The organism is Halorubrum ruber (assembly GCF_018228765.1).
GTDB classification, from domain to species: Archaea; Halobacteriota; Halobacteria; order Halobacteriales; family Haloferacaceae; genus Halorubrum; species Halorubrum ruber.
This window is the reverse complement of the sequence record NZ_CP073695.1, coordinates 1341339-1358773: the sequence shown is the minus strand read 5'-3', so window position 1 is coordinate 1358773 and position 17435 is coordinate 1341339. Positions and strand designations below refer to the sequence as shown.

The window sequence follows — 17435 nt, the reverse complement described above, 5'->3', positions numbered from 1 at the left end:
TCCACATGGCACGAGTTAAACTCACAGACGTCACGAAACAGTACGACGACGTAACGGCGGTCGACAACATGAACCTCGACCTGAAGGACGGGGAGTTCATCTGCCTCGTCGGACCGTCGGGCTGCGGGAAGTCCACGACGCTCGAAACCGTCGCGGGCCTCACCAAGCCCACGTCGGGGGAGATCCTGATCGGCGACCGCGAGGTGACGAACCTCCCGCCGAAGGACCGCGGCATCGCGATGGTGTTCCAGAACATCGCGCTGTTCCCGCACATGGACGTGTACGACAACATCTCCTTCGGGCTCCGCCTGCGGGACTTCCCCAAAGAGGAGATGGACGAGCGGGTCGACGAGGCCGCGCGGGTCGTTCGGCTCCAGGGGATGTTAGACCGGATGCCGAGCGAGATGTCCGGCGGCCAGCGCCAGCGCGTCGCGATCGCGCGGGCCATCGTCCGCGACCCGGACGTGTTCCTGATGGACGAGCCGCTGGCGAACTTGGACGCCAAGCTGCGCGTCAACATGCGGACCGAGCTCCAGCGGCTCCATAAGCAGCTGGACACGACGATCATCTACGTCACGCACAACCAGGCGGAGGCGATGACGATGTCCGACCGGATCGCGGTGCTCAACAAGGGGGAGCTTCAGCAGATCGCCGCGCCGCTGACCTGCTACAACCAGCCCGCAAACCGGTTCGTCGCCGGCTTCATCGGCTCGCCCTCGATGAACTTCTTCGACGCGACCGCCGGCGACGGCTCGCTCGACGCGAACGGCTACTCCATCGCCTTCGACACCGCGGCGGTCGACGGCTTAGGGGCCGACGACCCGGTGGAGGTCGGTATCCGCCCGGAGGACATCTACCTCGAGGGCAACAGCGGCGAGGCCGAGGACCCGAGCCGCACGTTCTCGGTCGAGACCGACGTGCTCGAACCGATGGGCGACGAGATCTTCGTCTACCTGAAGCCGATCCTCGAATCGTTCGACGAGGAAGACGCCGACTTCGAGGAGCGCCAGGGGCTGTTGATGAGCGTGGACCCCGCGACCGACATCGGCGAGGAGGAGCACGTCGAGATCGTCTTCGACCGCGCTCGGATCCACCTGTTCGACGACCAGACCGGCGACGCGATCTCGCACGGCGTCGTCTCCGACGCGGACGTCGAAGCCGGCGACGAGGGCGTTCAGGCCGACTGAACCGCTCACCCCTGCGGCACGGTTCCGAGCCGGTACGCGACCGCCCGGTCGGGCCGGAACGCACCGCCCGCCGGGTCGGTCGCGCCCTCGTCCGAATTTTTATTGTTTTCATACTCCTGACTCCGAGCATGGTGGCGCATGACGCGTGAGGCCCTTGTCGCCGGCGAGACCCTGATCGATTTTATTCCCGACCGCCCCGGACCGCTCGCGGACGTGGAGTCGTTCTCCAAGCGAGCGGGCGGCGCGCCGGCCAACGTGGCGGTCGGGCTGGCGCGCCTCGACCGGACGCCGTGGTTCTGTACCGCGCTCGCCGACGACCCGTTCGGCTCGCATCTCGCGCGGGTGCTCGACCGCGAGGGCGTTCCGGACGACTTCGTCACGGAGGTTCCGGACAGCCGGACGGCGCTGGCGTTCGTCTCGCACAGCGAGGACGCCGACCGCGAGTTCACCTTCTACCGCTCGGACACGGCGGACAGGCGCCTCGACACGAGCGTCGTCGGCGACGACGTCCTCGATTCGGTCGAGGTCGTCGTCGTGGGAGGGGTCACGCTGACCGTCGAGCCAGCGCGATCGGCGACGTTCGACCTCGTCGAGCGGGCCCGTGACCGAGACTGCTGCGTCTTCTTCGATCCGAACGTCCGCCCCGAGCTGTGGGAGACGGATCCGGGGCCCACGATAGAGCGGATGCTCTCCGAGACGGACGTCCTCAAAGTCACCCGCGAGGACCTCGAGGGCGCCGGTCTCCCGACGACGACCGCGGAGGTTCTCGCCGCCGGACCGGACGCGGTTTTCCTGACCGAAGGCAGTTCCGGCGCGCGGCTGGTCACCGACGAGGGCTCGCGGTGGGCCGCCGGCGAGTGGCACCACCCCGGATACGAGATCGAGGAGGTCGTCGACACGACCGGCGCCGGCGACGCCTTCTCCGCCGGAGCGATCGCGGGACTCGTCGACGGCGACGACCCGGACGGTATCCTCGGGTTCGCCAACGCCGTCGCCGCCGCGTCGACGAAGCGCCGCGGTGCGATGGCCGCACTTCCCGACCGGGAGGCCGTCGAGGAGCTTCGCGACGGGCTGTGACCCGTTCTACGTGGCCCCGGAGACGCTGCCGTCCGCGATCACTCGGCCGGTTCCGTCCCCGCCCGTAGCGACGGGTACTCGTCGACATCCGCGACGTCGGTGATGACGATCCGAGTCGCCTCGACGTCCTCGACCACGGCGTTCCAGCCACCGACGCTGATCCGGTCGGTGCCGGTGTCGACGACCATCAGTACCTGTCCGGCGACCTGCGTGTCCGACTCCCTGTCGCCCACGTGTGACCGGACTTCCTCGACGGTCCCCGCGATCGTCCGCGGTTCGCCGGTGGAGACGTCGGTCCCCTCAACGCGGACGGTCACCGTCGCCTCGGACTCGAAGAGCGGCCGCGCTTCGCGTACTAACTGACGGATGTCGACGTACTCGATCGGCAGCGTGTCCTGTCCCTCCGAGTGTATCGGCGTCCCGTGTTCCCAGAGGCACGTCATGAAGAACCAGTGGAAGACGAAGGTGTACTCCTCGTCGTTGACGAGGACGCCGGTCTGGTTGACCGCGTCCGGATGGTGTGAGAAGCAGGCGCTCTGTCGGTCGACCGACGCGACGAACGGCGCCGGGAGCCCGCGGTATCGCGCCTCCCGACAGATCCCGGCTATCGAGTCGACCGTCGGCCTGTCTTCGCTCGACTCTGTGTTAACGAGAATGTACACGGCGACGCCGCGCTCGTGAGCCCGCTTGAGGGGGTCGCGAAGCATCTCCAGTTGCTCGGCCGTCACGGAGACGTACACGCGGGTTTCCGCCTGTTCGATGAACAGCCGCGCGCGGTCGATAACCGTCTGGAACTGCTTCACGATGCTGGCGGTGGACTTTTCGAGCGGGGGCTGTTCCCACCGGTCCTCTATTTCGGCGGTCGCCGATTCCAACTGATCGATCCTGTTTTCGAGGTCCTCGAGCACCTTCCCGGGGCTGTGTGCCCGCACTTTGATCGTCCCCTGCTCGTATTTCTCGACGTATCCGCGCTCGGCCAAGGCGTCGATCACGTCGTACACGCGCGGCGTCGGGATGTCGCTCTCGTTGGCGATCTCGGTCGCGGTCGCGGTCCGTAGATCGAGGAGCGCGACGTACACCGCCGCTTGGTACGGTGACAGGCCGGCGTTTTCGAGCGTCTCCGTCAGGGAGTCCGCATCCATACCTCCCCTCTACGCGGGTAGCGAATAAGTATCATCCTCCCCGAAGCGACCGGGAGAGCGAGTGGCGCGCACCGCGAACGACCGTCGGGACCCGGGACGCGTCACGTCGCACCGCGCTCGGCCTCACTCTTTTGCCATCCCGGAACGACTCGGCGCGTATGCCCTCCGAGAGCCGAGAGCCCGCCGCCGCCGACGCCGTCGACGCCGCCGATGGCGTCTCGACGGCCGACGACGGCCGCGGCGTGGCCGAGGGGTCCGAAACTCCCCGCGATTCCGAGGCGACCGCCGAACGCGACCCGATCGAGTGGGGGCCGGTCCGTCACGACCGCCTCCGCTCGCTCGCGGCCGGCGCGACGGTCGGGATCGTCGGCACGGTCCTCGTCTCGATCGGCGCCGTCGCGGTCGCCGCGCTCGCGGGCGCCGCCGCCGGCGAACTCGCGCTCCCGAGCGTCGGCCTTACCGAGGCCGCGGTCGGCGTCGGGTTCCTGTTCGCGCTCGCGGTCGCCACCCTCCCCTCGCTGTACGTCTGGTACCGCGAGACCTCGGTCGGCGAGCTGACCGGCTCCCGGCTCCGGGAGGCCGCGGGCGCGCTCAGTCCGGGGTGGACGCTCGCCGGGTTCGGCGCCGTCGTCGCCGCGGCGCTGGCGGCGCCGTCCGACTTCCTCCCCGCCCTCTGGCCGCTGTTCTGGCTCGTCTGGTTCGTGCCGGCCGTCGTCCAGTCGTCGGGCGTGGTCGTCCGACTGGATTCGGTCGAGTCGACGGTCGAGCGGACGTATCCGAGCCACGATCGGGCCCGGAGCGACGACCTCGGGGCGGTGGTCCGGACGCGGCGGGTCGACCTCCGATGGACGACGCTGTTCCTGCTCGCGTACCGTGGGAACGCGTGGTTCCGGTCGACGCCGTGGCTGTTCGTCCCGGTGGAGCGCGCCAACGCGGTCGAGTCGGCGCTCGACGCGGCACTGGCGGAAAGCGACGGGCCGGACCGCGCGAGCGTTCCGGAACGGCTCACGCTCGCGGCGCTGGGGTCGTTCTCGCTCGTCGTCGGCGTGCTGATGACCGTCGCGGCCGGCGAGGGGGCGGGCGGACTGGCGCTGGCGCTGCTCACGGCACCGTTCTCGCTGCTGTTCCTCGTGCTCGCCGCGCGGCTGTGAGTCGGCTGCGCGCCCGCCGGCAGGTGGCGGAACGTCCGGTCGAAGCTCCTCGGCGTCACCGGACGTGCCACCCCCTACCACGCGACTGATATACTCGCGGCACGTAGCGGGAGCATGGACAGAAAGCGTCTGGAACGCGCACTCGAAGACGAGTTCGGCGGGACCGAGGCCGAGCGGCGCGCGGTCTCGCGGTCGGCCCGCGACCTCGTCGACTCCGGGCGGCCCTCCGAGGACCGCGGCCACGGACTGACCGTGACGGGGGTGATCGGACACTTGGAGGACGCGCCGGACGGCTCCTCGCTCGTCGAGCGGTGGAACTGGTGGATGGGCGCGCTCGACGCCGCCTACGGCGGCTACGACTACTTCACGGTGCGGTTCGTCGAGGACGACGAGGCGACGGGGCTCCGCCGGTAGGGCGGGCGGGGGACGAGGTCCCCGTCCGTCCGCGTTCGGATCGCCCGGCAGCGGTTCGGAGCCGTCTACTTTCACTTTCACTCCGCGGATGGCTCGCTTATAGGGGCTGTCCGGTCGAACGGTGAGGTATGAGCGCAGTCACCGCCGACCGACCGCGGTACGCGACGCCGACGCGGGTGGACGTCACCGACTGTCGAACCGACCGCCTCCCGGACCGGGTCCGGGCGAACCGCGTCGACGGCAGCGAGGTCCACCTCGAACGGCGGGGCGGGCGGACGTTCCTCGTCACGCGCCCGAACGAGTGACCGCCGGCTGCGGGCGGTAGCGAACCGAGAGCAGTCAACGAAGGCGGTCAACGAGGACGTCAGTCGTCGGCCGGCAGTTCCGTCCGGACCAGGTCGCCGTCTCCGAGTCGGCTGTCAAGGCCCACGCCGAGCGTCTCGTTCGTACGCGCGACCGACTCGGCGGCGTCGACGTCGGTCGCCATCGCGCGGACCGCGTCGACGTTCTCGGGGACCACGTCGGCCTCCTGGTGGACGTTCTGGAAGAGGTAGAGGTCCCGACCGGTCACGCTTATCGACTCCTCCCAGACGCAGTTCTCCCAGAGATCGCCGCGCGGGCGCCCCGCGTCGGCGGCGTACTCCTTCAGCGCACCGGCGCCGTCGATGCCGGCGCCCTCGGGGACGAGGAAGATACGGCTCTCGTCGGCGAGCAGGTCGCGGACCGCCGCCGGGTCGGGGTCGGTCGCCAGGGTGACGTTGACGCTGTGGGTGTGCATCCCGGTGACCGGCGCCTTCAGCGCTGCGGTGTCGACGGTCACGTCGGGGAGGATCTCGTTCACGTCCGGGCCGTGGTGGGAGGGGACCGTCGCCGGGTCGGGGACGATGTCGTTTATCGGACCGCGGTCGGTCTCGTTCGGGTCGCCGCCGCGGCGGACGAGCGTGACGCGCGCCTTCTCGACGCCGTAGGTCTCGTCGAGCGGCGCGAGCAGCCGCGAGAGCGCGGTCGTGTTACAGGAGACGACGCGGACGGCGTCAGCGCCGCGCGCCGCCTCGAAGCGGCCGCGGGCGTTGAACGAGGCCTCGGCGACCGCGGCGTCCTCGCCGCCCTGGAAGACCGCCTTCGTGTCGTGCGCCTCGTAGACCGGCGCGTTGCGCTCGCCGACGCCGGAGGGCGCGCAGTCGACAATGACGTCGACGGCGTCGAGCAGGTCGCCGAGCGTCCCCGCCAGTTCGACGCCGGCGGCCGCGAATTCGTCGACGCGGTCCTCGACGGCCGCGTACAGGTCGTAGCCGCGGCGGGCCGCGGCCTCGACGCCGTAGTCCGGCGACGCCTTCGTCACGCCGACGAGCTCCATGTCGGCCTGGGCCGCGACGGCGTCCGCGACCCGCTTGCCGATCGTGCCGTAGCCGTTGACGCCCACGCGTATCATATACCGTCTCTCGCTCGGGGACCGGTATAATCTTTTCGAGGAACCTCAATTGGAATTAACTACCCCACGAGTAATCGATCGGTTAATTCGACGCCGATCGGCACCGGACGTAAATAATTCAATTACAGAATAGAGTAAAATCGTCGATGGCAAGGCCTAACGCCCGGGCGGACGGAGGCGCGGACATGCCAGCCGACCTCTCCGACGCCGCGGCGACCGCGGTCGAACAGTGTCTGAACGTCGCCCCCGACGAGTCGGTCGTCGTGGTCACCGACGACGAGCGCGAGCCGATCGGCGAGGCGCTCTACGCGGCCGCGTGCGCCGTCACCGACGACGCGACGGTCCTGCGGTACCCGCCGGCCGGGCAGCACGGGACGGAGCCGCCGGCGCCGGTCGCGGCCGCGATGCGAGAGGCGGACGTCTTCCTTGCGCCCACGACGAAGAGCCTGAGCCACACCCGCGCCCGCGGCGCGGCCTGCGACGCCGGCGCACGCGGCGCGACGCTCCCAGGGATCACCGAGGACGTGTTCACGACCGGGCTCGACGCCGACTACGCCGCCATCGACGCCGCCTGCGACGACGTGCTCGATCAGGTCGCCGACGCGGACGAGGTCCGGGTCACCGCGCCCGCCGGCACAGACATCACGTTCGGGATCGGCGACCGCGAGTGGCTCGCCGACACCGGGATGGTCCGCGAGCCGGGCGACTTCTCGAACCTCCCCGCAGGCGAGGTGTTCGTCGCGCCCGAGACCGCGACCGGGACCTTCGTCGTCGACGGGACGATGATGCCCCACGGCCTGCTCGACGACGGCCAAGAACTCGCGTTCGAGGTCGAGGACGGGTTCGTGACCGAGATCGGCGACGACGAGATCCGGGCCGACGTGGAGGCGGCCGCCGAGGAGGTCGGCGACGCGGCGTACAACCTCGCGGAACTCGGCATCGGGACCAACGGCGGCGTCGAGGAGCTCGTCGGCTCGGTCCTCTTAGACGAGAAGGCGGGCGGCACCGTCCACATCGCGATCGGCGACAACGCCGGCATCGGCGGCGAGACGGACGCGCCGCTCCACCTCGACGGCATCATCCGAAATCCGACCGTCTACGCCGACGGCGAGCCGATCGACCTGCCGAGCCCGTAAAGCGGCCCAAGGCGGGAATCTAACTTTTCGTTTATAAATGTTCGAGGCGGTGGCGCGTGCCTGCGAGCGGCCGCCCTCGGCAGCCGCGAGTCAGCACGCGCGAGGGAGTCGCGAGCGCTTTTAAGCGCGAGCGACGAGGCTGGGGAGGCGTGAGGTGCGGTTGCGTTCCCGCGAGCGAAGCGAGCGGGAGCACGGAAGTCGCAGCCCGCGCAGCGAACGGAGTGAGCGAGCAGGACCGTCTTCCGGTGGTGCGGGGCGGGACTCAAAGGGGCGGCCGTGCGGCGGGCGCAGGCGACGCAAGCACCGCAGGGAGCGAACGGAGTGAGCGACTGAGGAGCGCAGCGAGCGTGCGCCCGCCTCACGGCCGGGGCTTTGGAGTTAGTCGCCGTCGATCCGCAGCCGACTACTTATAAACTATCAGCCGGGGCTTTGGAGTTAGTCGCCGTCGATCCGCAGCCGACTACTTATAAACTATCAGCCGGGGGCTTTGGAGTTAGTCGCCGTCGATCCGCAGCCGACTACTTATAAACTATCAGCCGGGGCTTTGGAGTTAGTCGCCGTCGATCCGCAGCCGACTACTTATAAACTATCAGCCGGGGCTTTGGAGTTAGTCGCCGTCGATCCGCAGCCGACTACTTATAAACTATCAGCCGGGCTCCGGTGGTGTTCACCGCAGATCTGCTATCCGCGATTTATAAACCAGCAGCCGAGACATCAGAGGCGGTCGCCGCCGATCCGCTATCGATGATTTATAAGCGAACGATCGAGATTTCGGGGCGCTCCACACAGTATCTCCAACTCATTCCACGACCACGAGCGCCACGCCCGCCACGTCGCGGACGCCGACCACTTGGTGGCGCCAGCCGTCGCCGGCGTCGACGCAGAGCGTACCGGCGTCCGTGACTGCGACGGAGACGCCGGGCCCGTAACCGAGCGCCACCGCCGTCTCGTCCACGGGCAAATCAGCAACCGCCCACGTCTCATCATCCCACTCGCCCGCACCCGAGTGAACAAACAGATCACCGCCGACGACCGCCATCGCGTGGCCGTCGCCGTCGGCCGCGACCGCGTCCGCGGCGCCCTCGCGGGCCGTCATCCAGCCGTTCCCGAGCCAGTAGAGCCCCGCACCGGTCGCGGCGAGGGGCATCCCGGACCCGGCTACGTCGCGCGCATCGTCGAGGCCGACGTCGGTGAGTCTCCCCGCATCGACCCGAAAGACCCCGTCCGCACCCGCGACGAGCGCGCCGTCGACCGCGCGCGGGTCCGCGACCGAGCCGAGCCGCGCCGTCGACGCGACCGCTGTCCCGCTTTCTTCGAACTCGACGTGCTCGACCGCGCCGTCCTCTCGCGCGACGATCACGCCGTCGCGACCGCCCGCGACGCCGACCGCGACCGCCGGCTCGTCGTCGACCGGCTCGAAGTCGGGGTCGTCGCCGACCGCGGCGACCGAGAGCCCGTCTGGGGTCGCGGCGGCGACGAGATCAGCCGTCCCCTCGCCGCACGCGAGGACCGCGACGTCGCGGGCCGCGTCGCGCGCAACCATGTCGAACGCGCCGATCTTGTCGGCCGACAGCGAGACGCGGACGATCCCGGCCCCGGTCGCGACGTAGGCGTCGGTGCGGCCGGTGCTGCCCGCGTACACGCGCTTTTCGTCGATCGAGATGTCGTCCTCGGCGGGAGCCATCGGGAGGGCGTTCTCCGCGGCGGGACATAAGCCCCGCGCGCCGGCGCTCCCGCCCCGGGTTCGGGCACCGTCGCGTGTTCCGACCCCTCGGGCACCGTCGCGCGTTCCGACGCCCCGGGAACGCCCGCGCATTCCGACGGCCATTTGAGCGCCCCTCGCGTACGTCGATTCGTGCAATCGGTCGCCGCCGACCTCGCGACGGTGCTCGCGGACGTGGTCCCCCGGCTGGCCCGGATCACGGCGTTCATCGCGGGGGGTGTCTTCGCCGCCAACGTCGCCGTCGCGTTCGGCTTAGTCCGGTACGTCGCCGGGGTCGCGGGGTGGCTCACGCGGCCGGCGAACCTCCCGGACGAGGTCGGCACGGCGATCCTCACGACCGCGGCGTCGACGACCGCGGGCTACGCGACGCTGGCGGAGTACCGCGAGGCGGGCCTGCTCGACGACCGCGCGACGCTCGTCGCCGTGACGATGAACACGTTCTTCGGCTTCGTCCAGCACGTGTTCACCTACTACGTCCCGGTGTTGATCCCGATCCTCGGGGTCACGACGGGCGCAGTCTACGTCGGCGCACGCGCCGGCATCGCGCTTTTGATCACGGTCACGGGCGTCGTCGCTGGCGGACTCCTCCTCTCCGACGCGAACGTCGACCGCTCAGCGCTCGCCGACGTCGACGCGACCGGCCCCGAGGCCGACGACCGCACCGACCGCGAGCGCGTCCGCGACGCCGCCGAGAAGTCGTGGGGCACGCTCCGGCGGATCGTTCCGCGGCTCGCGGTCGTCTACACCCTGGTCATCTGGCTGGTCTCGACGTACGACGTGCGTGCTTTGACGAGCGTCGCCGAACCGATCACGAGCGTGCTGGGGCTGCCGGGCGCCGCGGTACCCGTCATCGCAGTGTTCACGCTCGACACGACCGCGGGCGCGGCGACGCTCGCCGGGACCGAAGCCGGCACCTTCACCACCCGGACCGCGGTCGCGTCGCTGCTCATCGGAAGTATCCTCTCCTTTGCCGTCTCGACGTTCCGGCGCTCGATCCCGTTCCAGTACGGGATCTGGGGCGCGTCGTTCGGCACGAAGGTGATCGTCGTCAACACCTCCCTGAAACTCGTCTTCATCTCCGCGACGGTCGCGCTGCTGCTCGCGCCGGTGTGGTGAGGCGCCCCCAGCGGCGACCGACCGCGCCGGCCACGCCCGAATCAGTAGGTTCAACACCGCCCCGGACCGATCGGCGCGCATGGCGCTCGAAAAGGACGCGGACTGTCCCGCGTGCGGCGAGACCCGCTCGTTCTACCGGACCGCGGCGATGACGCTCCACCTCGGCGAGAAGACGAAGTGGCGCTGCCCCGACTGCGGCTACGGCTACGTCGAGATCAACGGGATCGACACCCTCCCCGCCTGATCCGACCGCCCTGCCGCTGTTCTTCAGTCCCACCACCGCGCCGCAACACTCACTACCCCGGCGGCTGTGCCGGATCGCATGAACCGGATACGGCGACGGTCCGCGGAGGCGAGACCGCGTGGTCGGTGAGGCGCGAAATCCCGAGGGCGACGCGGGTCCGCTCGACGGACTCACCGTCTTGGACCTCTCGCGCGTGCTCGTCGGGCCGTTCTGTACGATGCAGCTCGGCGACCTCGGCGCGGAGGTGATCAAGGTCGAGCGGCCCGGCCCGGGCGACCAGACGCGGACGTGGGTACCTCCGGCGTTCAGCAAGGGCGACAGCGGTGAGGATGGTGAGAGGGACGGCGAAGATGGTGAGAGGGACAGCGAGGATGGTGAGACCGACAGCGGCGCCGAGAGCGCCTACTACGTCAGCGTCAACCGCAATAAGCGCTCGATCCAGCTGGATCTCACGACCGAGGCGGGCCGCGCGGTCGTCCGCGACATCGCGCGCGAGGCGGACGTCCTCGTCGAGAACTTCCGGGTCGGCAAGACGGAGGAGTGGGGGCTCGGCTACGGCGACCTCGTCGAGGAGAACCCCGGGCTCGTCTACTGCGGCATCTCCGGCTACGGCGAGTGGGGGCCCGACCGCGACAAGCCCGCGTACGACATCATGATGCAGGCCCGCGGGGGCTTCATGTCGTTCACGGGCGTCGAGGGCGGCCCGCCAGTCCGGATCGGGGTCGCGCTCGCCGACGTCGGCGCCGGGATGTACGCGACGCAGGCGATCCTCGCGGCGCTGCTCGAACGCGAACTCGGCGACGGGCGCGGACAGAAGATCGACGTGAGCCTGCTCGACGGCCAGGCCGCCTGGACCAGCTACATGGCGACGAACTACTTCGCCAGCGGCGAGCCGCCGGGTCGGATGGGGAGCAAACACCCGAACATCGTCCCCTACCGGGCGTACGAGACGGCGGACGACTACATCGTCGTCGCCTGCTCGTCCGACCGCTTCTGGCCGCCGCTGTGCGAGGCGATCGACCGCCCGGACCTGCTCGCCGACGAGCGGTACGAGACGAACGAGGGGCGCGTCCGGAACCGCGAGGAGCTCGACCGCGAGTTAGCGGAGACGTTCGCGGCGATGACGACCGACGAGGCGGTCGAGCGGCTGGACGACCACGACGTCCCCGCGAGCCGCGTCCGCGACGTGGGCGAGGTGTTCGCCGACCCCCAGATCGAGGCGCGCGGGATGCTCGAAGAGGCCGAGCACCCGACCGCGGGCACGGTGCGGTTCCCCGGCTCGCCGATGCACTTCTCGCGGACGCCCACGACGGTCCGCCGTCACCCGCCCGCGCTCGGCGAACACACGGAGTCGGTCCTCCGCGAGTACGGCTACGGCGACGGCGACATCGACGAGCTGCGGGACCGCGGCGCGATCTCGGAGTAGCGATTCCGGAGTGACGATTTCGGAGTGACGATACCGGCGGGCGACCGGCGAGCGCGCGTCGAAAAAAGATGCCCGAGTGCCGCGACGACCTCGGAGCGTCCCGGCTTACAGAATTCCCGCCTGCTCGGCGCGCGCGACGATCCCGCGGGCCATCTTGTCGGTCGCCTCGTCGACCATCTCGCCGTCGACGCTCACGGCGCCTTTGCCCTGCTCTTTCGCCTCCGCGTAGGCGTCGACGATCCGACGCGCCTTCTCGGCCTCCTCGGGCGAGGGGGCGAACGTCTCGTTGGCGGGCTCGATCTGGCTCGGGTGGATCGCCCACTTGCCGTCACAGCCCAGCTGGCTCGCCCAGCGACAGGAGTCGCGGAACCCCTCCGCGTCCTCGATCTCGGCGTACGGGCCGTCGATCACCTGGAGGCCCTGCGCCTTCGCCGCGTGGGCGATGCGCGCGAGCTGGTAGTGCCAGTAGTGGCCGGGGTAGCCGCCGCCGGAGCCGATCGTGAGGCCGGCGGCGCCGACGTTGGCGGTGTAGTCGCCGGGGCCGAACACGAGCGACTCCAGGCGGTCGCTGGCGCGGGCGATGTCGGCGACCTTCGTCATCGCCTCCGGCGACTCGATCTGCGCCTGGAGGCCGATGTCGCCGACCGGCAGGTCGTTGTTCTCCTCGACCTGCGTCAGGAGGTTGTCGACGGTGGCGACCGTCTCCGGGTTGTTCGCCATCGGCACCATGATCGTGTCGAGGTACTCGCCGGCGCGCCCGACGACCTCGATCACGTCGTCGTAGAACCACCTGGTGTCGACGCCGTTCATCCGGTAGCAGGGCCGGGTGTCCGACCAGTCGTACTCGATCAGCCCCTCGATGACGTTCTCGCGGGCGTCGACCTTCGCCGAGGGCGCGACGGAGTCCTCGAGGTCGAGGAACGCCTCGTCGGCGCCGGAGTCGGGCGCGCGCTCGATCATCTCCGGGTCGGAGCCCGGCGTGGCGAGCTGACTCCGCCGGAGCGTGACGTCTTCCGGCCCGGCCATCAGTCGTCGCCCTCCGAGGCCGTGATCGGGTCGTTCTCGTCTTCGGTGAAGCCGGCCGACTCCTCCTGGCGCTGTCGCGCCTCGGGGTCGAACTCGGCCTCAATGTCCTGGTACCGCGGGACGAAGGAGAGCTCGTGGTGGCTCTCGGTCTCGTGGCCGATGTAGCGCTCTTCGAGGTCGAACTGCGCCTCCTCGTCGTTCTCGGCGATGTTCGCGAAGTCCTCGTAGGCGGCGTGGGCGCCGGAGTGGAGCCCGTACAGCGTGATGAAGATGTACTGGTAGCCGAGGTCGCCGAGTTCCTCGAAGGTGAGCGGGTCCTCCTCGGCGCCCCACTCGAACGAGGAGGAGTAGTTGAACGCGAGGTCGAGGTCGGGGTGGGTCTCGTGGATCGTCTCGGCGTACTCGACCGCGTCCTCGCGCGAGGGGTCGGGCATCTCGGGCCAGACGAGGTCGACACCGGCGTCGGCGTAGATGCGGCCGCGTTCGAGGTGTTCCTCCCAGTCGCCATTCGCGGAGCCGTACGCGTCGGTGCGGGCGATGATGACCGTGTCCTCGCTCTGCTTCGCGTCGACGGCGGCCTCGAACCGCGAGCGGGCCTGCTCGCGGGAGACGATCTGCTTGCCCGCGATGTGGCCGCAGCGCTTCGGCGAGGTCTGGTCCTCGATGTGGATCGCCGCGACGCCGGCCTTCTCGTACTCGCGGACCGCGCGCCGGACGTTGTGGACGCCGCCGTAACCGGTGTCGCAGTCGGCGATGACGGGGAGGTTCGTTGCCTCGACCATGCGCTTGGCGTTCTCGACCATCTCGGACATGGTGACCATCTCTAGGTCGGGGAAGCCGAACTGGCCGAGGACGGTCGAGTAGCCGCTCATGTAGGCCGCGTCGAGCCCGGCCATCTCCGCGAGGCGGGCATCGAGCGCGTGGTAGATCCCGGGCGCGAACGTGTACTCCTGCTCGTCGAACAGCTGGCGGAGCTTTCGGCCGGCCGGGTTGTCGATATCTCTGTCGAAGACGTCGTCGTCGAGTTCGTTGGGATTCATCGGATTACAGCGTGGAGTCGTCGGCTGCGGTGCGGTTCGACGCGGCGCGGCGCTCGTCGGTGGAGCGTCGGTCGGGACGGCTGTCGGCGCGGCGCTCGTCGGCGCGGCGTCCGCCGTCCGTGCGCGCGGTGGGCGCGAACGACGTGGAGTCCGGTCGCGGGCCGTCGCCGGTCCCCGCCATGGGAACGGGGCGGCGCGTCGTGTTCGCCGTCATCGGGACCCCCCGTCCGTCCGCGTCCGCGAGGCGGGACGCAGGTCGGGGACGAGCGGCGCGTCACGCTCGCCGTCCGTCGGCGGGCGGGTCGGTCGGCGGGTGTCGGTCGCCGTCGGCTGCGGGGTGTCGGTCGGCTGCGGGGTGTCGGTTGGCTGCCGGGTGTCGGTCTGCGGCGGCGAGCCGGCCGTTCGCGTCCCCGTCGCTCGCCGGGTCGTGATCGTCGGGACCAGCGGCGCGCCGGCCTCCTCGGTGAGCGGGGTACGGCCGGGGATCGTCCGCGGAGAAGTAGTCGTTGAGCTCGAACCGGTCCGGCGGTCGGAGCGGGTCGTCGAGTCCGTGTCGGTCGTGCCGTCTGTGCGTCGGGTCGTGTCGTCGGGCGTGTCGTTAGGTGTCGTCATCGGGTCGTGTGGGCGGTTGCGGCGGTCGTCTGGTGATCGAGTCCGTGCGTCGGGTCGCTGCGTGTCCGTGTACGGGTACTGCCATTGCGAACGGAGGAAATCGGAGGAGGATAATAAACATAATGATTGATAATGATAATATTCGTTAATGTGTATTACCCGTTTAAATGTTTCATGGCAACATGGGACATGGACGGGGCGGCCGCCCCGGGTTCGTGGGCCACCGATGTCGACGTCATCCGTCGCCCGGACCGATCGCTTATTGGGTCCACGTGCGGAGTTTCGGGTAGTGAACGAGCGCGACGCCCTCCGAGCCATCGCCGCCGACCTCCCAGCCGCGGGCGACGACGCCGCCGTCGTCGACGGGACGGTCATCACAACGGACATGCTCCACGAGCGGACCGACTTCCCGCCCGGGACGACCCGGTACACTGCCGGCTGGCGCGCGGTGGGCGCGTCGCTCTCGGACGTGGCCGCGATGGGCGCGGCTGCCCGGGCCGCGGTCGCCGTCTACGCCGACGAGGTGTTCGACCCGGACGAGCTCGACGCGTTCGTCGCGGGCGCGGTCGACGTCTGCGAGGCCGTCGACGCCGAGTACGTCGGCGGCGACCTCGACGAGCACGTCGAGTTCACGACGGCGACCACCGCGATCGGGGACGTGACCGACGCAGGTCCCGTCACCAGAGGCGGGGCGCGGCCGGGCGACGCGCTCTGCGTCACCGGCGAGTGGGGGCGTTCGGCGGCGGCGCTCCGGCTATTTAAAAAGAACTCGGACGAGGCGGTCGAGCGCGCCAACGAGCTGTTCCGGTTCACGCCGCGGGTGGCCGACGGGCTGGCGCTCGTGGGCGCGGCGACCGCGATGATGGACTCCTCGGACGGGCTGGCGCGCTCGTGTCACCAGCTCGCCGAGGCGAGCGGGGTCGGGATCGAGGTGGAGCGGGACGCGGTTCCGGTCCATCCCGCGGTCGAGGAGCTCGCGGAGGGGTCGGCGGAGCGGTTCGAGCTCGCGGCGCACTTCGGCGAGGACTTCGAGCTGCTGTGTGCGGTGCCGGAAGCGGAGGTTGATGCGGTCGAAGCGGCGTGTCCGTCTGGCCTGACTCGGATCGGGACGGTAACCGAGGCGCCCGAAGAGGGAGCCCCGCGCGTCCTCGCCGACGGCGACCCCCTGCCCGACCGCGGATTCACGCACGGAGACAAGTAAGACGCTGAAGATCCGATTGCTCGCTTACTGATTGGTACTGACAGGACGACGACGAACACCGGCGAAGCCCCGGCCACGAGGCCCCCGTACGCTCGCTGCGCTCCTCGTCACTCGCTTCGCTCGTTCCTGTGGTGCTTACGTCGCCTACGGGGGCCTCGTGGCCGCCCCTTCGAGTCCCGCCCCCGCCCCCGCGCCGCAACCGCAGCCTCACGCCTCCCCAACCTCGTCAGTCGCCGTCGCTTCGCTCCGGCGACTGACTCCCTCGCGCGTGCTGCTCGGCCGCAGAGCGGCCTCGCAGGCACGCGCCACCGAAGGAAAAATTCCGGGTCCTACGTCGTCTACCGAAGGAACTCGATCGCGGCGCCCTGCCCGAAGCCGACGCAGAGCGTCGCGAGGCCGCGTTCGGCGTCCTGCTTTTGCATCTCGTGGAGCAGCGTGACGGGGAGCCGCGCGCCCGAGGCGCCGAGCGGGTGCCCGAGCGCGATGGCGCCGCCGTTAACGTTGTAGCTGTCTTCGTCGATACCGAGCTCGCGGCGCGAGTACTCACACTGGGAGGCGAACGCCTCGTTCAGTTCGACGAGGTCGTAGTCGTCGATGTCGGTTCCGGCGCGTTCGAGGAGCCCGCGGGTGGCGGGCACCGGGCCGATCCCCATCACGGTCGGGTCGACGCCGGCGACGTTGTTCGTGCCGACCTCCGCGAGCACGTCGAGGCCGTGCTCCTCGGCGAACGCCTTACTGGTGACGACCGTCAGCGACGCGCCGTCGGAGATCTGCGAGGAGTTCCCCGCAGTGACGGTGCCGTCGCCCGTGAACGCGGGCGGGAGGTCGGCGAGCTTCTCGGCGGTCGTGTCAGGGCGGATCCCCTCGTCTTCCTCGACCAGTCCCTCGTCGGTCTCGACGGGGACGATCTCGTCGTCGAACCGGCCGGACTCCGTCGCCTCGGCGGCGCGCTGGTGGCTCCGGGCCGCGTACTCGTCTTGCGCCTCGCGGCTCACGTCGTACTCCTCGGCCACCTTCTCGGCGGTCATCCCCATCTGTAGCTGGAAGATGTTGTACTGCTCGGAGAGCTCGGGATGGAGGTGCTCGTAGGAGTCGCCGTCCATCGGGACGCGGCTCATGTTCTCGACGCCGCCGGCGATGATACAGTCGCGGTTGCCCGCGGCGATCGCGTCGGACGCCGAGATGACCGCTTGCATCGAGGAGGCGCACCACCGGTTGATCGAGGTGGCGGGAACCGACTCGCCCAGGTCCGAGAGCAGCGCGATGACGCGCGCGACGTTGTTGTCCTGCTCGGTGCGCTGCTGGGCGACGCCCCACATCAGGTCGTCGACGTGGTCGCTAGTCAGCCCCGTCTCCGCGAGCGCGTGGTCGATGAGCGTCGTCGAGAGGTCCTCGCTGCGGACATCTTCGTAGACGCCGCCCTCTTTCCCCTGCGGCGTTCGGTAGGCGGCCGCGATCACCGGCGTGGTCTCGTCTGTCATGAAAGATAACAGGTGAGTCGGTGTATT

The 17435-nt window shown here is 69.8% G+C and carries 18 protein-coding genes; 10 read left to right on the top strand and 8 right to left on the bottom strand.

The window, feature by feature from the left end:
• The first annotated feature begins 5 nt into the window (after positions 1–5).
• Positions 6–1187, top strand: coding sequence for an ABC transporter ATP-binding protein (locus J7656_RS06765; RefSeq protein ID WP_017344533.1), 1182 nt, complete (start codon positions 6–8; stop codon positions 1185–1187).
• A 138-nt stretch (positions 1188–1325) separates the two neighbouring features.
• A complete protein-coding gene (locus J7656_RS06760) occupies positions 1326–2264 on the top strand; it encodes a carbohydrate kinase family protein (RefSeq protein ID WP_017344532.1) in 939 nt (312 codons plus the stop codon).
• A gap of 38 nt (positions 2265–2302) precedes the next feature.
• On the opposite strand, the gene J7656_RS06755 is transcribed toward J7656_RS06760, so the two are convergent.
• Positions 2303–3406, bottom strand: coding sequence for a TrmB family transcriptional regulator (locus J7656_RS06755; protein ID WP_211554459.1), 1104 nt, complete (start codon positions 3404–3406; stop codon positions 2303–2305).
• 158 nt (positions 3407–3564) lie between these two features.
• On the opposite strand from J7656_RS06755, the gene J7656_RS06750 reads away from it, so the two are divergent.
• The 3 genes from J7656_RS06750 to J7656_RS06740 all read left to right on the top strand — a co-directional run bounded on the left by J7656_RS06750 (position 3565) and on the right by J7656_RS06740 (position 5276).
• Positions 3565–4557, top strand: coding sequence for a hypothetical protein (locus J7656_RS06750; RefSeq protein WP_017344530.1), 993 nt, complete (start codon positions 3565–3567; stop codon positions 4555–4557).
• 90 nt (positions 4558–4647) lie between these two features.
• Complete coding sequence (locus J7656_RS06745; protein ID WP_484494413.1) at positions 4648–4971, top strand: WNWW family protein; 324 nt, start codon at positions 4648–4650, stop codon at positions 4969–4971.
• Between the two features lie 128 nt (positions 4972–5099).
• Positions 5100–5276, top strand: coding sequence for a hypothetical protein (locus J7656_RS06740; RefSeq protein WP_017344528.1), 177 nt, complete (start codon positions 5100–5102; stop codon positions 5274–5276).
• Positions 5277–5335: 59 nt separating this feature from the next.
• Here the strand turns inward: J7656_RS06740 and J7656_RS06735 are convergent, their stop codons facing one another.
• Positions 5336–6403 carry a type II glyceraldehyde-3-phosphate dehydrogenase gene (locus J7656_RS06735; RefSeq protein WP_017344527.1) on the bottom strand — a complete coding sequence of 356 codons (1068 nt, stop codon included), beginning with the start codon at positions 6401–6403 and terminating at the stop codon, positions 5336–5338.
• A 185-nt stretch (positions 6404–6588) separates the two neighbouring features.
• Between J7656_RS06735 and J7656_RS06730 the strand changes: the two genes are divergently transcribed.
• On the top strand, positions 6589–7539 hold the full coding sequence (locus tag J7656_RS06730; protein WP_017344526.1) for an aminopeptidase: 951 nt from the start codon (positions 6589–6591) through the stop codon (positions 7537–7539).
• A 799-nt stretch (positions 7540–8338) separates the two neighbouring features.
• Here the strand turns inward: J7656_RS06730 and J7656_RS06725 are convergent.
• The gene (locus J7656_RS06725) at positions 8339–9223 is read right to left on the bottom strand and encodes an HVO_0234 family beta-propeller protein (protein ID WP_017344525.1); all 885 of its coding nucleotides are present in this window, start codon (positions 9221–9223) and stop codon (positions 8339–8341) included.
• A 171-nt stretch (positions 9224–9394) separates the two neighbouring features.
• On the opposite strand from J7656_RS06725, the gene J7656_RS06720 reads away from it, so the two are divergent.
• From J7656_RS06720 to J7656_RS06710, 3 genes are all read left to right on the top strand, one after another.
• Entirely contained in the window at positions 9395–10378 is a 984-nt protein-coding gene (locus tag J7656_RS06720; protein WP_017344524.1) for a nucleoside recognition protein, read from the top strand.
• A 79-nt stretch (positions 10379–10457) separates the two neighbouring features.
• Positions 10458–10622 carry a DUF7838 family putative zinc beta-ribbon protein gene (locus tag J7656_RS06715; protein ID WP_017344523.1) on the top strand — a complete coding sequence of 55 codons (165 nt, stop codon included), beginning with the start codon at positions 10458–10460 and terminating at the stop codon, positions 10620–10622.
• A gap of 118 nt (positions 10623–10740) precedes the next feature.
• Positions 10741–12048 carry a CaiB/BaiF CoA transferase family protein gene (locus J7656_RS06710; RefSeq protein WP_017344522.1) on the top strand — a complete coding sequence of 436 codons (1308 nt, stop codon included), beginning with the start codon at positions 10741–10743 and terminating at the stop codon, positions 12046–12048.
• 105 nt (positions 12049–12153) lie between these two features.
• Here J7656_RS06710 and J7656_RS06705 read toward each other — a convergent pair whose 3' ends face one another.
• From J7656_RS06705 to J7656_RS06690, 4 genes are read right to left on the bottom strand one after another with little or no spacing between them, the layout of a single operon-like run.
• A complete protein-coding gene (locus J7656_RS06705) occupies positions 12154–13074 on the bottom strand; it encodes an HpcH/HpaI aldolase/citrate lyase family protein (protein WP_017344521.1) in 921 nt (306 codons plus the stop codon).
• Entirely contained in the window at positions 13074–14114 is a 1041-nt protein-coding gene (aceA, locus tag J7656_RS06700; protein ID WP_017344520.1) for an isocitrate lyase, read from the bottom strand. Before aceA ends, J7656_RS06705 begins: the two co-directional genes overlap by 1 nt.
• A 4-nt stretch (positions 14115–14118) precedes the next feature.
• A complete protein-coding gene (locus J7656_RS06695) occupies positions 14119–14328 on the bottom strand; it encodes a hypothetical protein (RefSeq protein WP_026046311.1) in 210 nt (69 codons plus the stop codon).
• Positions 14325–14726 carry a hypothetical protein gene (locus J7656_RS06690; protein ID WP_017344518.1) on the bottom strand — a complete coding sequence of 134 codons (402 nt, stop codon included), beginning with the start codon at positions 14724–14726 and terminating at the stop codon, positions 14325–14327. Before J7656_RS06690 ends, J7656_RS06695 begins: the two co-directional genes overlap by 4 nt.
• Before the next feature lie 289 nt (positions 14727–15015).
• Between J7656_RS06690 and thiL the strand changes: the two genes are divergently transcribed.
• Positions 15016–15927 (top strand): thiamine-phosphate kinase, encoded by a 912-nt coding sequence (thiL, locus tag J7656_RS06685; RefSeq protein WP_211554458.1) that lies wholly within the window; start codon positions 15016–15018, stop codon positions 15925–15927.
• Between the two features lie 338 nt (positions 15928–16265).
• On the opposite strand, the gene J7656_RS06680 is transcribed toward thiL, so the two are convergent.
• Positions 16266–17408 (bottom strand): thiolase family protein, encoded by a 1143-nt coding sequence (locus J7656_RS06680; protein ID WP_211554457.1) that lies wholly within the window; start codon positions 17406–17408, stop codon positions 16266–16268.
• Positions 17409–17435: the final 27 nt, after the last annotated feature.

Excerpts from the sequence above, each read along its gene's own strand:
- J7656_RS06680 (WP_211554457.1), bottom strand. The coding sequence starts at position 17,408 with ATGACAGACGAGACCACGCCGGTGATCGCGGCCGCCTACCGAACGCCG.
- J7656_RS06750 (WP_017344530.1), top strand. The coding sequence starts at position 3,565 with ATGCCCTCCGAGAGCCGAGAGCCCGCCGCCGCCGACGCCGTCGACGCC.
- J7656_RS06765 (WP_017344533.1), top strand. The coding sequence starts at position 6 with ATGGCACGAGTTAAACTCACAGACGTCACGAAACAGTACGACGACGTA.
- J7656_RS06725 (WP_017344525.1), bottom strand. The coding sequence starts at position 9,223 with ATGGCTCCCGCCGAGGACGACATCTCGATCGACGAAAAGCGCGTGTAC.
- J7656_RS06735 (WP_017344527.1), bottom strand. The coding sequence starts at position 6,403 with ATGATACGCGTGGGCGTCAACGGCTACGGCACGATCGGCAAGCGGGTC.
- J7656_RS06740 (WP_017344528.1), top strand. The coding sequence starts at position 5,100 with ATGAGCGCAGTCACCGCCGACCGACCGCGGTACGCGACGCCGACGCGG.
- J7656_RS06705 (WP_017344521.1), bottom strand. The coding sequence starts at position 13,074 with ATGGCCGGGCCGGAAGACGTCACGCTCCGGCGGAGTCAGCTCGCCACG.
- J7656_RS06730 (WP_017344526.1), top strand. The coding sequence starts at position 6,589 with ATGCCAGCCGACCTCTCCGACGCCGCGGCGACCGCGGTCGAACAGTGT.
- J7656_RS06715 (WP_017344523.1), top strand. The coding sequence starts at position 10,458 with ATGGCGCTCGAAAAGGACGCGGACTGTCCCGCGTGCGGCGAGACCCGC.
- J7656_RS06760 (WP_017344532.1), top strand. The coding sequence starts at position 1,326 with ATGACGCGTGAGGCCCTTGTCGCCGGCGAGACCCTGATCGATTTTATT.
- J7656_RS06690 (WP_017344518.1), bottom strand. The coding sequence starts at position 14,726 with ATGACGACACCTAACGACACGCCCGACGACACGACCCGACGCACAGAC.
- J7656_RS06755 (WP_211554459.1), bottom strand. The coding sequence starts at position 3,406 with ATGGATGCGGACTCCCTGACGGAGACGCTCGAAAACGCCGGCCTGTCA.
- J7656_RS06695 (WP_026046311.1), bottom strand. The coding sequence starts at position 14,328 with ATGACGGCGAACACGACGCGCCGCCCCGTTCCCATGGCGGGGACCGGC.
- aceA (WP_017344520.1), bottom strand. The coding sequence starts at position 14,114 with ATGAATCCCAACGAACTCGACGACGACGTCTTCGACAGAGATATCGAC.